The organism is Amycolatopsis sp. NPDC058340, from assembly GCF_042723975.1.
GTDB lineage: Bacteria > Actinomycetota > Actinomycetes > Mycobacteriales > Pseudonocardiaceae > Amycolatopsis.
Genome location: NZ_JBHXIB010000006.1, coordinates 62,321 through 77,074, shown reverse-complemented (window position 1 = coordinate 77,074; position 14,754 = coordinate 62,321). Strand labels below are relative to the sequence as shown.

Here is a 14,754-nt window from a genome sequence, read left to right as displayed (position 1 = left end):
CGATGACTCGCGCCCGACGAGCGAGCTCGGATGCGGTTCCCGTCAGCGTTCGTTGGGCAGGCTTCGCATGAGGTGGTCGATCAGGTCGACGAACAACGCGAAGGTGCGGTCGACGCGTTCCCGGTCGCCGGTGGCGAGCAGGTCGAGCTGCAGGCCGCGTGCCTGGGCCACGATCATCGTCGCCAGCAGAGGCGCTTGCTCACGTGCACACCCGTCCGCGACGACCAGGCCTTCCATTAGCGTCAACGAGTCCCGCACGACCTCCTGCAGGAAGCGCTCGTAGCGGCCGGGGTCCCGCGCGGCCTGAGCGAAGACCTCGAACAGCAGCCGGTAGACGGGCAGGCGGTCCGCTTTCGTCGAGTCCCGCCACCAGGAGACGAGGCTCGCCAGGCCGGCAGGCGAGCCGGCCAGGCTCGCCGCGTCCTTCAGCCGTTGACGCAAGAGGTCGACGACCTCGGTGACCAGGTTCTCCTTCGAGCCGAAGTGGTGCAGCAGCGTCCCGTGGCTGACCCCGACGGCCACGGCCAGCGGCCGCATCGCCAGGCCTGCCAGCCCGTGCGACAGGACGTGGTCGGTCACGGCCTCCAGCAGTTCGGGGCGTCGGTGCTGATAGCGGGCGCGTCGGCCGTCGATGTGATCCGCGCTCATTGACGGGACAGTACGCCCGAGCAAGATAGATTGACCACTTGGTCGAGCTACTTCTACAGTGGCCGCCATGGCCACCGAGATCACCCGCCTGCACCACGTCGGCCACGTCGTCCGCGACATGCCCGCGGCGCTCGACCTCTATCGGTGTCTGGGTTTCGTCACGCCCGCGCCCGGCTATCCCGCGATGCCGCCGCGGGAAGGGGGCGCGCCCGAGCCGTTCGGTGCCGCCAACACCCACGCCGACTTCCCGGGCGACTTCCTCGAACTGGCCACCGTCGTCACCGCGGACGGCCGCGTCCCGGCCGATGCCCAGCTCGTCCCGCTGCAAGCCCCGCCCGACGTGCTGCCGGCGCTGGTGGAGCGGATCAACGCCACCCGCGCCAACCTGGCGGAATGCCTGGAACGGTTCGAGGGCCTGCACATCCTGATGTTCTCCTCGTCCGACATCGACGCCACCGCCACCCGGTTGACCGCCGCGGGTGCCGGGCATGGGGGAGTGAACACGGTGCGGCGTCCGGCGGGTGGCGAGGTCGAGACCGTCCGCTATCTGGAGATCGACGGTGCGCGGCCGGGTTCGGCGGCGGAAGGCAGGATCGGCGTCGTCGCGGACCTGGACCCGCGGATCCAGGCCACCCGGCTGGTCGACCACCCCAACGGCGCGATCGGCCTCGTCGACGCCGTTCTCTGCGCCGCCGACGCCGAACTGGATGCCGTCCAGGCACGATACGAGCGTTACCTCGGGCGGGCACCCCGAGCACAAGGGGCCGCCCGAATCTTCGACCTCGATGGGGCGACACTGACCCTGGTGCCCGCCTCCGCTCTCGCCATGCTGTTTCCCGGCGAGCAGGCTCCGGCGCTTCCCGCCCTGGTCTCGTGCACCGTTGCCGTCCGCGATCTGGCCGCGGTGGAGAAGCTGGTGCGGAACAACAAGGTTCCACTGGTGCGGGCGTCGTCCGGAGATGTCTTCGTGCCGGCCGCGGCCGCGCTCGGCACCGCGATCGCCTTCCGGCAAGCGGAAGAATCCGCTGGTCAGGGGGCGGCCACGACCGTACGGTGAGCCCATGTATGCCGGGCTTACGGAGCGCATTGAGGCGAACTTCGCCGAACATGCCTGTCATCTGCATCGCCGTACCGACGGGATGTCCGTTACGGAAACCGACGATCTGGTGATCGCCGACAGCGGTATCGAAGGCGATGTCGGTACCGGTGCCGGCATCTTCAACATCGTCGCGAACGCTCGTTTCGCGCCGGACGAGATGAAGAACCGCCTTTCCCTCACGGCGTTCAAGCTGCGTTTGACCGGCCGCGTCTTCTCGTGGTGGGCCGGTCCGAATTCCGTGGACATGCCGTTCGGCTCCGTCAAACTGACGGCAGGGAAGAGGGAAGCCGCGATGTGTGCCCGCACCGCGGACATCTCGGGCGCGGGCCCGCACCCGGAGCTGGAAATCCGCCGCGTCCGCACCCCGGAGGAACTCGCGGATTACGCCCGAATCCTGGCCGCCGACTGGAATTCACCAGCCGTCGCCGTTGTGGAGTTCTACGATCGTGTGGCTTCGTACGCCCTCGCCGAGGACTGCCCGGCGCACTATCTGATCGGTTACCACCATGGCGAGCCGGTGAGCGCGGGCGAGATTTTCCCGCACGCCGAGGTCGCCGGCATCTACAACATCTCCACTCCGCCCGCCTTCCGGCGCCGGGGATTCGGCGGCGCCATGACCTTGGCCGCCGTGGACGGTGCTCGCGCCGCCGGATACGACACCGTGGCGATCCGAGCATCCGCCGAGGGCGAGCCGGTGTGCCGCAAGCTCGGTTTCCGTGTCGGTGGCTGGTACACCGAGTACCCCGTTCCGATCGTTCCGTTGGAGGACCGCGGCTACACCACGCGGGAGCAGCTGATCTCCATCGGCTTCGAACACGTCCACGTGGAAAACGAGCGCTACGACGGCCCGCAAACCGGTGTCGCCGACATCTCCGGCGTTCCCCACTACTTCGTCAGGCTGAATACCTTGTTCGAGGACGGTGATGAGTTCTCCGTCTGGCCGATCGGCGACGAGAGTCTCGCCCTCGAACAGGAAGCCTGGCGTCTCTACGTGAAAGCGTGGGACGCGGGGGACCATAGGCCCGCGCGCCTCATCGAGCTCGAAGCGTTGCTGGACGCTCGCCGTGCCACGCCGCCCGCCACTTCACGAAAGATGTTCGCGCAATGGCGTTTCGACGAACGCGATGCGCGCCACGACGACAGCGGACCCACCTACATGATGCGCTGGCGCTAGTACCGCATTCGGCTGCTCACTCGGCCTGGTTGGGGTGATCGGACGCGCAGCTGATCAACAGCCGGGCGGTGTGCGCGATGTGGTCGCGCAACAGTTCCTGCGCGCGGTCGGCCTCATGCGCGAGAACGGCGTCGAGCAGCGCTCGATGCTCGGCGGCGACATCGCGGCCGGGTTCGTTGCCCAAGGACACCGACCACTGCCGGTACAGCTCGGCCTCCTGCCGCAACGACCGCGCCGCGTCGAGCAGCCGCTGGTTGCGGCAGCCGGCCAGCAGTGCGTGGTGGAAGGCAGCGTGTGCCTGCGACCACTCGTCGGACAGGTGGTCCGGATCCGCCGGGTCGCGGTACGGCGTGCGTTCCAGAAGGTGGTGCGCGGCAACGGCATCGGCCTCCCAGCGCGTGTCGCCTTCCCGTATCGAGAGCCCCAGCACCAGTGCTTCGATCTCCGCCCGCGCCTGCGTCAGCTCGGCCAGGTCCTGATGGGACAGCGGCCGGACCAGGTAGCCCTGACGCGGCCTCGCCACCACAAGCCCTTCGGCGACCAGTCTCGTCAGCGCCTCGCGGGTGACGCCGACGCTCACTTTGTAGCGGTCGGCCAGGTCCGGGAACTTGAGCCGTCCTCCCGGCGTCAGCCGGCCCGCGAGGATGTCGGCGCGTAACGCCTGGTGGATGCCGTCGGTGCGGGTCGCTCCGCCGCTCTTGGTCATGCCGCACACCCTAGCAGCTTACGAATCCAGGTTGAACTTTCGAAAGTATTGCCATAGTTTCGAATTACCCGGTCCGGCCTGCCGGCGATACGAGGAGCACCGATGTCCGCGAACGACCTCCGCCCGACCGTCTTCCGCGCCGGGAGCGTCCTCGAGGGCCACGACGTGCTCGTGGTCGACGGCCGGATCGCGGCCATCGGCGTCGATCTGGTCGTTCCCGGCGGCACCGACGAGATCGACGCCCGCGGTTACGGTGCCGACTGGACGCTCACGCAGTACTTCGTGTGGTACTACCTGAACTGGGGCAAGAAGTTCCGGCCGGAGGACATCCACGCCGGGAACCTCCTCGGCGCGCTGGAGGCGCTCGACGCCGGCGTCACCACCTGCGTGGACTGGTCGCACGGCCTGCAGACGATCGACCATGCCGACGCCGCGGTCGACGCGCTCGCCTCGGTGCCGGGAAGGTTCGTGCTGGCCTACGGCAACATCCAGGGCGCGCTCGCGAACTGGACGGGCACCCCGAGCTCCGCAAGTTTTTCGACCGTCGCTCCGGCGATCTCGAAGGCACGACGGGCGACGACGCCGTGCGGCTGATCCATGAACACGGCTACGGCGAGGCCAGGACGGTGTACGTGCACGCCTCGACGCTCTCAGCGGACTCCTACGCAGGCATCGCGGCGACCGGCGGGTCGGTGTCGGTGTCCACGGAAAGCGAGCAGAGCGCCGGGCTCGTCCGCAACGACGACTCACCGGCGATGACGCCGCTGCTGAACCCGCACGGACACGTCGTCCTGCACGCCCAGCGCGCGGACGTCGACGCCGTCCTTGTCGACGGCCGGATCGTGAAGCGCGATCACCGCCTGGTCGGTGCCGACCTGGCCGGTGCGCGTCGTGCGGTCGAGGCCACGCACGGCGACCCGGTGGTGAAGCGATGAAAGGAAAGAACCATGAAACTGGCTAATGTGGACGGACGCGCGGTGTTGCTGGCCGCTGACGACACCGGAATCGACGTCGAGACAGCGTCGGGCGGTAAGTTCGGCCCCGATCTCGTGTCCGTGTACGAGAACTGGGACGGGTTCCGGGCCTGGGCGGAGCAGCCGCCCGCCGGGCCCGGCGTCGTCTTCACCCGCGCGCAACTGGGCTCGCCCTCACCGGCCCCGCGGCAGATCGTCGCGATCGGCCTGAACTACGACGCCCACGCCGCCGAGTCCGGTTTCGAGGCACCGGACGGGCTTCCGCCGACGTTCACCAAGTTCGTGTCCGCACTGACCGGTCCTGACGCGGAGGTCGTGCTGCCTGCCGGTGGGGACGTGGACTGGGAGGTGGAACTCGTCGTCGTCATCGGCCGGACCGCCACCCGCGTCGCGGAATCGGACGCGTGGGACCACGTCGCCGGGGTGACGATCGGGCAGGATCTCTCCGAGCGCATCACGCAGCTGGCCGGTCCCGCCCCACAGTTCAGCCTCGGCAAGTCGTTCCCGAACTTCGCGCCGGTCGGGCCGTGGCTGGTCACGCCGGACGAGCTGGCGGACCGCGACGATCTGGCGCTCGGCTGCGCGGTCGACGGCGAGACCGTGCAGGACGGCCGCACCGGCGCGCTGATCTACCCGGTCGCCAAACTGATTTCCGCGCTGTCGCGGACCATCACCCTGTATCCGGGCGACCTCGTCTTCACCGGGACCCCGGCGGGCGTGGGCGTGGGCCGCACGCCGAAACGGTTCCTGCGTCCCGGTGAACAACTCGTCAGCTGGATCGAAGGCATCGGTGAGATGCGCCAGACCTTCGTTGCCGCGCAGGAGGACTGACATGGGCATGCACCGCCTCACCCGGGTCACGATGGGTGTCCCGAACGTCGCGGACACCATCGCCTACTACACCGATTTCGGCCTCACCCACCTCGGCGGCGGAGCTTTCACCACCCGCGAAGGCGGCGAGCAGCTACGGGTCCGGCACGCCCCCTACCGTCAGTTGCTCGAACTCGGAGTGGGGGTCGACGACGCCGACGACATCGCGCGGCTGGCGTCGCGGTTGAACCGCCTCGGCGTGGCCGGCGGCACGGACGGCAGCGCGGTCACCGCGATCGAACCGGTTTCCGGGTTCACCGTCCGCGTCGAGATCGCGCCGCGGATCGCGCAACAGCCCGTCCTTGCCACCCCTTACAACGGGCCCGGCCGCATCGAAAGGTACGGCCGCGCGCCCGGGGTGCTGCGAGAGGATCCGATCCGGCCCAAGAAACTCGGCCACTGCGTGGTGGGTACGACCGATCTCGAAGCCACCATGCGGTTCTTCACCGAAGGACTCGGTTTCAAGGTCAGTGACTACATCGGGGACAAAGGCGCCTTCATGCGCTGCTCGGTCGATCACCACAACGTGCTGGCGCTCGCGGCACCGGTGAACTTCCTGCACCACACGTCCTGGCAGGTCGACGACATCGACGACGTCGGGCGAGGAGCGAAGGCGATGCTGGAAGGCAATCCCGACCGGCACGTCTGGGGCCTCGGCCGCCACCACGCGGGCTCCAACTTCTTCTGGTACCTCAAGGATCCGGCCGGGAACTTCAGTGAGTACTACGCCGACATGGACTGCATCCCCGAGGACGAGATCTGGACCCCGGAGGTCTTCGAAGGCGCGCAAGGCCTGTTCAGCTGGGGCCCGCCACCGCCGCCGTCGTTCCTGGAGCCGGACGACCTCGCCGCGCTCATGACCGGACAGCACGCACCCTCCCGGTGACCGCGGCGGCCTCCCGGCCGGCTGACGTGTCACCGGAAATCGAGAAAGGCCCCAGGCGCCGGAACCTCCCGCGCCTGATCGGAAAAGGAGAAGTTGTGTCAGAGGAACTGTACGTCCCCCAAATCCCGGACAACCTGAACATCCGGTTCGTCGAAAACCGCATCGTCGTCAAGCGCCCGGCACAGGAGGTGTACGACTGGGTGACCACCTGGTCGAACCTGCCGAAATGGCTGCCGATGGCCCTCGGTACCGAGGTTCGCCGCGGCACGGCGGACGTCCCCGCCGAACTCGGCGACGAGCTGCTCGAAACCATCCAGCCGGAACTGAACGAGAAGCCGAAGCTCTACACCGTGGTTGCGCGTGTCCCCGGCAAACTGTGGACGGTGGTCGGCCGGGACGTGTACGACGACGGCACCCTGGCACCGATGCACGCGATCGCCACCTTCACCACGTTCGACCTCGGCGACGGAACCACCCTGTTCTGCCGCCTGTTCGAGCGGCTGATCCCGGACACCGAACCGCCCGGCCCGCACCCCGTCGAAGACCCCGCGCTCATCCAGCCCGGCCTGGAACTGATCAAGACACACCTCGAAGGCACTGCCGGATAACTCGGCGTGAATCCCGGGCTGGTCGTCAGTGTGCGGTGAGTCCGCCGTCGACGACGAGCTCTGTTCCGGTGACGAACGAGGATTCGTCGCTTGCCAAGAAGAGCATCGTAGGAGCGACCTCGGCGGGGCTACCTGCGCGGCGCATAGGGGTGCGCACGATATCGGGTTGCTGGTCGCCCTGTTCGTCGAGCAGATCTTGGATCATCGGGGTGGCGATGACGCCAGGGTGCACCGAGTTGACCCGGACTCCGCGGGTGGCGTATTCGACGGCGGCGGTCTTGGTCAGCAGCCGCACTGCTCCCTTGGTCGCCTGGTACGCGGCGGCGGCTCCACTGCCGACCAGGCCGAGCACTGAGGAAGTGTTGATGATGGAAGCGCTGCCGGAGGCGAGCAGCAGGGGCATGGCGGTCTTCATCCCGAGCCAGGTGCCGGTCTGGTTGACCGCGACCACCTGGTCCCAGCCGTCCTTTGTGGTCTCCTCGATGCCGGGCCAGTCCACGACACCGGCGATGTTGACCAAGACGTCAAGGCGGCCGAAAAGCCGCCGGGTCAGCTCGATCGCCTCGCTCCAGTTCTCCGGCGAGGAGACATCCAACCGGACGGCCAGCACATCGGTGCCCTCGGCTTTCAGGCGCGCGGCGAGCTCGTCCGTGGTGTCCTGGGAGACGTCGGTGACGACCAGGCTGGCGCCTTCGCGGGCGAACAGTTCCGCGGTGGCTTGTCCGATGCCGCCGGTCGCGCCCGTGATCAACGCGACTTTGCCGACGAGGCGTCCACGCATGACACGCTCTTTCTCTCGTTGTGTTTGCTGGGAGTCAGGCGGCGGTGTAGCCGCCGTCGGCGGCGACGACCGCGCCGGTGATGAAGCCGGAGCGGGGCGAGGCGAGGAAACCGATCACCTCGGCGATCTCCTCGGGCTGCGCGACGCGGCCCAGGGGGTGGGCGTCGCCGAAGGAGCGCAGATACTCCCGGCTGTCGGCCCGGAAGTTGTCGAGCATGTCGGTCTCGATCACGCCGGGGGCGACGACGTTGGCACGGATGCCGTGCGGTCCGCCCTCCAGCGCGAGCACCTTGGTCAACTGCGCCAACGCTCCCTTGGACGCGCTGTAGGCGGCGGCCTCGACCAACCCGACGGTGCAGGCGAACGACCCGACGGTGACGATCACACCCCCGCCGTGTTCGCGCATGACCCGGAATGCTTCCCGGGCGTGCAGAAACGCCCCTCGGGCGTTGATCGACATCAGCTCGTCCCAGTCGGCCGCGGTGGTCTCGGTGATCGGCTTGTTCACGGATCGACCGGCGTTGCCGACCAGGATGTCCACGCTGCCGAACCGGTCGATCGCCGCGGCCACCGACCGCACCGCGGTGTCCTCTCGGGATACGTCGCCGACCAGGGTGGACACGCCGTTGAACCGGGTGGCGAGACCGTTCACCTCGGGGCGGAGGTCGGTGGCCAGCACTCGCGCGCCGCGGGCGTGAAGCCAGGCGACCGTGGCCGCGCCGACCCCACGGGCGGCGCCGGTGACCAGCGCGACCTTGCTCGCCAGCTCATCGCCCACGCTCATCGCCGTGCCTGCCCTCGGCGATCGGCGGCGGACTCGCGACACAGGACGAGATGCTCGTGGTAGAGCACGCCGTCGCGAATGTCGCCTGTCGCGGTGAAGCCGGTGTCGTCCACGTAGTCGAGGTGGTTCCCGGTCACCGCGTAGCGACCGGTGTAGGCGCTACGCCGTTCGCCGCGCGCTTCGTCGTAGCGCCCGTCGGCGCGCAGCTCCTGCCGGATGAGCCCGTCCGCGGTGACCCACATGCCGACCACGTCGATATCGCTTGTCATACCGACCAGTGTCGGCGACGGCGAAAAGCGATGGCAGGACGTGTGGTGGCCGGGTGTGCCGCACCCACCCAGCCGGACGCACAGCGATTTACCATGATCGCCATGGCCAGTGGTGAGCTGGGGGCGTTCCTGCGAGCGCGCCGCGCACAACGATCTCCGGAAGACGCGGGCGTGCTCTACTCCGGCCGGCGCAAGGTGACCGGACTGCGCCGCGAGGAAGTCGCCGTGCTCGCCGGGGTGAACGCCGACTACTACACCCGCCTGGAACAGGGCCGCGAGACCCACCCGTCACCGCAAGTGCTCGACGCCCTGTGCCGCGCACTGGATCTCGCCCCCGACGCCCGCGAGCACCTGTACCGGCTGGCCGGCGCCACACCGGACGACACACCCGCTCCGGTACCTCAGACCGTGAGCCTCGAACTGCGGCAACTCATGGACGGCTACCCGCACACCCCCGCCTTCGTGCTCAACCGCATCCTGGACGTCCTGGCCACCAACACCCTTGCCGACGCGCTGCTCTCACCATTCCGCGCGGCGGACAACCTCGCCCGCATGACCTTCCTCGACCCCGCAGGACGACGGTTCTACGCGCACTGGGACTGGACTGCACAGGCCACCGTGGCGAACCTGCGGATAGCCGCGGGCTTCGACCCACATGAGCCCGCTCTGCGGAACCTGGTGGCCGAACTCAACGAAGGCAGCGCGCACTTCCGCGCCTTGTGGGAAACCCACCAGGTTCGCGGCAAGACCCGCGAACCCAAACACCTCGTGCACCCCGACGTCGGCCCTCTCACCCTCACCTACCAGGCATTCGACGTCCGGAGCGCCCCCGGCCAACAACTGATCATCTACCACGCCGAACCCGGCACACCCAGCGCCCACGCCCTCGCACTGCTGAGCAGCCTCCACGCCGGCACACACCACGCGCGTTCGGTCGACACCTGACGGCTGCGGAGTCTCATCGACTGACGCATGTCATTGCGTTGTGGATCATGTGGCTTGACCTGGAGCGCGCTCCAGGTCCTAGTGTCGAAGGCGTTGTCAGCCTTCGGGGTACCGCCCGGTCCGCCGGGCAGGAGGAGCATCCGCGCATGATCACCCGAACCACGCGCGGCTCGTCCGGTCTCACCGTCAGCGCGATGGGTCTGGGGTGCATGGGGATGAGCGAGAGTTACGGTGCAGCCGATTGGGACGGCGGTGTGGCCACCATCGACCGGGCCCTGGAGTTGGGCATCACGTTCCTGGACACCGCTGACGCCTACGGCACTGGGCACAACGAGGTGCTGCTGGGCCGGGTCGTCCACGGCCGCCGGGACGAGGTGCAGGTGGCCGCCAAGTTCGCATCGACCGCAGCGCGGGCTCAAGCGTTGTGAAGTCCGGACGCGGCCGCGGAGGCCTTACGTGCCCGATGGTTCGCCACGTTGACGCGGTTTCCGCAGAGTCCCGGCATGCAATAGCGCCGCCGTCCGGGACGTGTCGTGTCGATGAAGGCACCTTGGCAAGTAGGTGCGCCACAGGCGCGGAACCGTGCCGATCCGAGAGACTGGACGACGCCGAGTATGCCGACGCCACAGATCAGTGAAAGCGCGTCGGCGACGGTCGAGCCCGGTCGGAGCGAGACGGCCCAGCGAGAGCTGCTCGAGGAGGTGTCGAGGGTGACGTCACCGATCGACGAGGTGAGCGCGGTGGCGCCGGTGACGAGGCGCGCCTGGGCTGGATGGTCGATCAAATCGCGCACTGTGCCGCGCAGTCGGCGAACGGCGCGCAGGCCACTGGGGCGGGTGTTCACGGGGATCGAGTGCAGCTCGGCGAAGGCGACGAGAGACGCCAGGTCGGGCAGCTTGTCTTCCCCGTGCCAGACCTCCGGCGCCGTGTTGACCAGGTCGGTAGCGACGCCCGCCGCCCAGACGTAATCGTCCAACGCCACTTGCATCCCTTACCGACCTCTCGTACGTTCGCGGTTAACCGACACTTTAACCCTTACCGGGAGGTTCACCGTGGAGATCGACGCGTTGGTGTTCGACATCCTCGGCACGCTCGTCGACGAGCCGGCCGGGATCCGCGCGGCCGTCCGGCAGGCCGCACCGGATGCCGACGCGGACGAGCTGGTCGAGCTGTGGCAAGGCCACGTCGAGACCGAGCAGCGGCGCATCGTCGCGGGGGAACGGCCCTACGCGCCGAGTGACGTTCTCGACCGCGAAGCGGCTCAGCTCGCCACTAAGACGGACGTGGTGCCGAAGCTCTCGCCCTGGCCCGACACCGTCGAAGGGCTGGCCAAGCTCGCCGAACACCACACGCTGATCGGGCTCTCCAACGCCGGCCGGACGAGCCTGCTGCGGATCAACGCCCACGCCGGCCTCCGGTGGCATCAAGCGCTCTCCGCGGAGGAGGCGCGGACCTACAAGCCGGATCCCGCGGTCTACCGGCTGGCTGTCGACTTGGCCGAGACGAAGCCGGAGCGGTTGCTGATGGTCGCCGCCCACTCCTGGGACCTGAGGGGAGCGCAGAGCGCCGGTCTCCGGACCGCCTACGTCGCGAGGCCCGTCGGCGACCCGCCAACCGAGACGGATCACTTCGACTTCCATGCCGACGGCCTCGCCGATCTGGCCCTTCAGCTCGCGAAACTCCGCATCTGATCAAAACTGTCGGTGCCTCCCGCTAGGTTCGTCCCAGTCCCCACCGAGGCACCCCGCAAGGAGAAGATGCGTTGTCAGACTGGGAAAGAGCAAGCACGGCCCGGGTGTTGCCACCCGCCCGCCCGCGCAAGCTCGCGAAGGTCCCGTTCGTCGAATTGGCCGACGGACGGGTGCAGGGCGTGGTGTCCAGCGGATCGGACATCGGGCGGGTGTACGTCTCGTCGGTCGCGGCGAGTACGTACGAATTCTCCTGCAGTACCAACAACAACCGGCCCTGTGGCGGGGCGCGGGGGATGTTCTGCAACCATATTCTCGCCTTGCTCAACGAATCCACCCTTCAATACGGTGCCGAGCGGGTGGCGAGGTACTTGCGCGTCGAAGTTCCCGAGCCGACAGCACAGGCCATTTCGCAGACCATGAGCGCCACGCGGCCATCGCAGGGTGACAACACCGCCGCGGCTTCCGTGTTCAGCCAGTTCCTGCGGCACTTGGCCTACCTCGAATTCGAAGCGTCGACGGCGCCCGTGCCGGAGCTTCAGTGGTTCCCGTCGACCAGGGCGGTGGTCTGATGCGTATCGATCTGCTCACCGATCCCATCGCCGGTCTCGACGAGGCGCTGGCGGTTGCCGACGCCTTCGATGAGGTACTCGTCGCCGGGTTGCTTCGCCCCCAGAAGATCGCCGGTCTGACCGAGCTCGCCGATGCCGTCGCGGGGTCGCCGCTGGCGGCGCGGGTCGCGGAGGCGGCCGAGAAGACCGCGGCCGGGGCGGCGGGGGAGGAGCACTTCGTTTCCCTTGCGGCGGCGCGGATCGCGGTGTTCGGCTCCGTGCACGACGCGGTTCTCGCACGCCTCGTGGAAGCGACTGGCCGTCCGCAAGGTGAGGAGTCGGCTCGCCAAGCGTCCGAGGCGGATTCGCCGAATCTGCTGGCCGCCGCCCGTTCCTGGCTCTCGGACCTGGCCCGAGCTGGCTGGCAGGGCATCGACCACGATCTCATCTCAGGCTCGACGCAGGTGATCTCCGCGCTCCTCGCCGAACCGGGCTCGCGTCGGCTTGCCGTCCTGCTCGACGGGTTCGCGGCCGAGCTCGCTGCCTCCTGCCCTGGTGCGGCGCTGGAGCGCGTCCCCACCAGGCGTTGGGGCGACCTGTGGTCGCGTGGGATGTTGCTGACCCTTCCCTGGGAGACGTCGGCGATCAGCACGGTCACCGGACGCCTGCTGCCGCTCGGCGTCGACCTCCTCGAACATCCGACGGCCGCGCAGGCCCAGGTCCACGCCGTGTTCGAACCCGAAGACGGCACGGCGCCCCGTCTCGTGCGTGCGAATGTGACCGTGCCCAAGCCGGACACGATCATCGGCGCCGGGATCTGGCAGTTGCTGCGCCCGCACCTCTCCCTGCTCACGGCGCTCAGCGAGGGCCGCTCGATGGACCTCGCCGGTATGCCGGTCACCGCCGAGGGCGACTTGCTCTGGCAGGACGAAAAGGCCCGTCTTGGCGAGCCCGCGGACGCGTTCTCGACGGCACGCGTTGTCCTGCCGAAGGCCGTCACGCCGATGGTCGCGCCACTGGACCGCCATCCGGTACGGATCGCCGTCCCCGTCTTCCTCGAGGGTTACGACATCGAGGGCGACGAAGACGAGGTCACGTTCACCTTCGCCGGTAATCGGCTCCCCGTCGAGACGGACCGCATCCCAGCGGCCGGCCCGCTGACACCGAAGGCGGTCGCGAGTTCCAGCGCGTGCATCGGCCTCGTCCGGTGGGACGGCGGATTCCGCCTCCAGCCGCTCGCCGTCGAGACCACCGTGCGGAAGAAGACCACGGCCGTGCACGCCGGAGCCTGGGCCGGCGGCACCACGGACAAGGCCGGGGTGAAAGCCGAGAAGGCGGCCACCGACGCCGCGGCCGTACTGCGCGAGCGCGCCGGAAGGCTGTTGCGGAAATGACCGAACCCGAGGACAACCGCCGCCAGGTCCTGTACTGGCGGCTGCTCGCCCGGCTCTTCGACACCGAGGAGCAGGCCGCGCTCGAGTCGGCGAGTGTGGCCGTGGTCGAGGACATCGGCCTGCCGTCGGCGCTGCTGGATCCGAACGTCGCGGTCGACTCGGTCGTCCAGCGTCATCCGGAGCTGGCCGCCGAGTTCGACGGGCTGATGGTCCCCGAAGCCGAGGACAGCCGGGACAAGGCCGCGGAAGTGCGGCGCGCGGCGCTCGTGTCGAAGGTCCTGCTGAACGTCTTCGCGCAGCCGCCGCACACGGTGACCGCCAGCAGACTGTCCTGCTGGCAGTCCGACGCGGGCTGGCTCGAGCGCGCGCTGGGCTGCCGTCCGGGCGAACTGCGCGGCGGCCGTCCGGGTGGCGCCCCGACCGGGCTCGGCGGCACCGGCGGGGGCGGCACACCCGATCTGAGCACCCTGCTCCCGGCGATCGGCCCGGACCTCGGCGACATCGAGGCGGATCTGGTCAAACGGATGCGTCTGCGCGAGGTCCTCGCCGATCCCGCGCTCGCGGCGAAGCTGAGCCCGAGTATGTCGCTCATCGAACAGTTGTTGCGGGACAAGGACAATCTGTCCGGAGTGGCGTTGGCCAACGCCAAGTCGCTCATCCGGCGTTACGTCGACGAGATCGCGGAGGTCCTGCGGACCCAGGTCGAGAAGGCCTCGACGGGCAAGGTGGATCGTTCGGTCCCGCCGAAGCGCGTGTTCCGCAACCTCGACCTCGATCGCACCATCTGGAAGAACCTCACCAACTGGAGCCCGGAAGAGGAACGGCTCTACGTCGACCGCCTCTACTACAAGCAGACCGCGAAGAAGACCACGCCACAACGCCTCATCGCGGTGGTCGACCAGTCCGGTTCCATGGTGGACTCGATGGTCAACTGCGCCGTCCTGGCCTCGATCTTCGCCGGGCTGCCCAAAGTGGACGTTCACCTGATCGCCTACGACACGCAGGCGCTCGACCTCACGCCCTGGGTCCACGATCCGTTCGAAACACTGCTGCGCACCAACCTGGGCGGCGGCAACGACGGCATGGTCGCGATGGGGCTGACCCAGCCGAAGATCGCCGAGCCCGCGAACACCGTGGTGGTGTGGATCTCCGACTTCTACGAGACCCGCGTCGAGCAGCTCTTCGAAAGCATGGCCGCGATCCACCGGTCCGGGGCGAAGTTCATCCCGGTCGGTTCGGTCACCAGCGCCGGGCGGGGCAGCGTCAATCCCTGGTTCCGCGAGCGCTTCAAGGATCTCGGCACTCCCGTGATCTCCGGTCACATCACCAAGCTCGTCCACGAACTCAAGACTTTCCTCACCTCCTGAACTCCCCGAA

At 68.5% G+C, this 14,754-nt stretch carries 19 protein-coding genes; 13 read left to right on the top strand and 6 right to left on the bottom strand.

From position 1 onward, the window contains the following. Window positions 1-42 precede the first annotated feature (42 nt). Entirely contained in the window at window positions 43-648 is a 606-nt protein-coding gene (locus ACFWIW_RS10245) for a TetR/AcrR family transcriptional regulator (protein ID WP_378368127.1), read from the bottom strand. Window positions 649-715: 67 nt separating this feature from the next. Between ACFWIW_RS10245 and ACFWIW_RS10240 the strand changes: the two genes are divergently transcribed. Further along, a complete protein-coding gene (locus ACFWIW_RS10240) occupies window positions 716-1,705 on the top strand; it encodes a VOC family protein (protein ID WP_378368126.1) in 990 nt (329 codons plus the stop codon). Beyond that, window positions 1,608-2,921 (top strand): GNAT family N-acetyltransferase, encoded by a 1,314-nt coding sequence (locus ACFWIW_RS10235; protein ID WP_378368336.1) that lies wholly within the window; start codon window positions 1,608-1,610, stop codon window positions 2,919-2,921. The genes ACFWIW_RS10240 and ACFWIW_RS10235 overlap by 98 nt, the downstream gene beginning before the upstream one ends. A 16-nt stretch (window positions 2,922-2,937) precedes the next feature. Here ACFWIW_RS10235 and ACFWIW_RS10230 read toward each other — a convergent pair whose 3' ends face one another. Further along, a complete protein-coding gene (locus ACFWIW_RS10230; RefSeq protein WP_378368125.1) occupies window positions 2,938-3,627 on the bottom strand; it encodes a GntR family transcriptional regulator in 690 nt (229 codons plus the stop codon). 102 nt (window positions 3,628-3,729) lie between these two features. On the opposite strand from ACFWIW_RS10230, the gene ACFWIW_RS10225 reads away from it, so the two are divergent. The 5 genes from ACFWIW_RS10225 (at window position 3,730) to ACFWIW_RS10205 (ending at window position 6,965) form a co-directional block, all read left to right on the top strand. Then, the gene (locus ACFWIW_RS10225) at window positions 3,730-4,221 is read left to right on the top strand and encodes a hypothetical protein (RefSeq protein WP_378368124.1); all 492 of its coding nucleotides are present in this window, start codon (window positions 3,730-3,732) and stop codon (window positions 4,219-4,221) included. Further along, window positions 4,212-4,562 (top strand): hypothetical protein, encoded by a 351-nt coding sequence (locus ACFWIW_RS10220; RefSeq protein WP_378368123.1) that lies wholly within the window; start codon window positions 4,212-4,214, stop codon window positions 4,560-4,562. The genes ACFWIW_RS10225 and ACFWIW_RS10220 overlap by 10 nt, the downstream gene beginning before the upstream one ends. Before the next feature lie 12 nt (window positions 4,563-4,574). Further along, a complete protein-coding gene (locus tag ACFWIW_RS10215) occupies window positions 4,575-5,432 on the top strand; it encodes a fumarylacetoacetate hydrolase family protein (protein ID WP_378368122.1) in 858 nt (285 codons plus the stop codon). Between the two features lies 1 nt (window position 5,433). Continuing rightward, window positions 5,434-6,357 (top strand): VOC family protein, encoded by a 924-nt coding sequence (locus ACFWIW_RS10210; protein ID WP_378368121.1) that lies wholly within the window; start codon window positions 5,434-5,436, stop codon window positions 6,355-6,357. A 95-nt stretch (window positions 6,358-6,452) separates the two neighbouring features. Continuing rightward, complete coding sequence (locus tag ACFWIW_RS10205; RefSeq protein ID WP_378368120.1) at window positions 6,453-6,965, top strand: SRPBCC family protein; 513 nt, start codon at window positions 6,453-6,455, stop codon at window positions 6,963-6,965. A 25-nt stretch (window positions 6,966-6,990) separates the two neighbouring features. Here ACFWIW_RS10205 and ACFWIW_RS10200 read toward each other — a convergent pair whose 3' ends face one another. The 3 genes from ACFWIW_RS10200 to ACFWIW_RS10190 are packed head-to-tail and all read right to left on the bottom strand — an operon-like array spanning window position 6,991 to window position 8,799. Next, entirely contained in the window at window positions 6,991-7,746 is a 756-nt protein-coding gene (locus ACFWIW_RS10200; RefSeq protein WP_378368119.1) for an SDR family NAD(P)-dependent oxidoreductase, read from the bottom strand. Between the two features lie 34 nt (window positions 7,747-7,780). Beyond that, on the bottom strand, window positions 7,781-8,530 hold the full coding sequence (locus tag ACFWIW_RS10195; RefSeq protein WP_378368118.1) for an SDR family NAD(P)-dependent oxidoreductase: 750 nt from the start codon (window positions 8,528-8,530) through the stop codon (window positions 7,781-7,783). Then, window positions 8,527-8,799: an Atu4866 domain-containing protein gene (locus ACFWIW_RS10190; protein WP_378368117.1), complete on the bottom strand. Its 273-nt coding sequence runs from the start codon at window positions 8,797-8,799 to the stop codon at window positions 8,527-8,529. The genes ACFWIW_RS10195 and ACFWIW_RS10190 overlap by 4 nt, the downstream gene beginning before the upstream one ends. A gap of 102 nt (window positions 8,800-8,901) precedes the next feature. Here ACFWIW_RS10190 and ACFWIW_RS10185 point away from each other — a divergent pair, with 102 nt between their 5' ends. Beyond that, window positions 8,902-9,744 carry a helix-turn-helix transcriptional regulator gene (locus tag ACFWIW_RS10185; RefSeq protein ID WP_378368116.1) on the top strand — a complete coding sequence of 281 codons (843 nt, stop codon included), beginning with the start codon at window positions 8,902-8,904 and terminating at the stop codon, window positions 9,742-9,744. Window positions 9,745-9,890: 146 nt separating this feature from the next. Continuing rightward, window positions 9,891-10,172 (top strand): aldo/keto reductase, encoded by a 282-nt coding sequence (locus ACFWIW_RS10180; protein WP_378368115.1) that lies wholly within the window; start codon window positions 9,891-9,893, stop codon window positions 10,170-10,172. Here the strand turns inward: ACFWIW_RS10180 and ACFWIW_RS10175 are convergent. Continuing rightward, a complete protein-coding gene (locus ACFWIW_RS10175; protein ID WP_378368114.1) occupies window positions 10,160-10,732 on the bottom strand; it encodes a CGNR zinc finger domain-containing protein in 573 nt (190 codons plus the stop codon). The two genes, ACFWIW_RS10180 and ACFWIW_RS10175, sit on opposite strands and share 13 nt — an antisense overlap. A 64-nt stretch (window positions 10,733-10,796) precedes the next feature. Between ACFWIW_RS10175 and ACFWIW_RS10170 the strand changes: the two genes are divergently transcribed. From ACFWIW_RS10170 to ACFWIW_RS10155, 4 genes are all read left to right on the top strand, one after another. Continuing rightward, complete coding sequence (locus ACFWIW_RS10170) at window positions 10,797-11,435, top strand: haloacid dehalogenase type II (RefSeq protein WP_378368113.1); 639 nt, start codon at window positions 10,797-10,799, stop codon at window positions 11,433-11,435. 104 nt (window positions 11,436-11,539) lie between these two features. After that, the gene (locus tag ACFWIW_RS10165; RefSeq protein ID WP_378368112.1) at window positions 11,540-12,004 is read left to right on the top strand and encodes a hypothetical protein; all 465 of its coding nucleotides are present in this window, start codon (window positions 11,540-11,542) and stop codon (window positions 12,002-12,004) included. Continuing rightward, window positions 12,004-13,377, top strand: coding sequence for a hypothetical protein (locus tag ACFWIW_RS10160; RefSeq protein WP_378368111.1), 1,374 nt, complete (start codon window positions 12,004-12,006; stop codon window positions 13,375-13,377). The genes ACFWIW_RS10165 and ACFWIW_RS10160 overlap by 1 nt, the downstream gene beginning before the upstream one ends. Continuing rightward, window positions 13,374-14,744 carry a VWA domain-containing protein gene (locus ACFWIW_RS10155; protein WP_378368110.1) on the top strand — a complete coding sequence of 457 codons (1,371 nt, stop codon included), beginning with the start codon at window positions 13,374-13,376 and terminating at the stop codon, window positions 14,742-14,744. Before ACFWIW_RS10160 ends, ACFWIW_RS10155 begins: the two co-directional genes overlap by 4 nt. Window positions 14,745-14,754 lie beyond the last annotated feature (10 nt).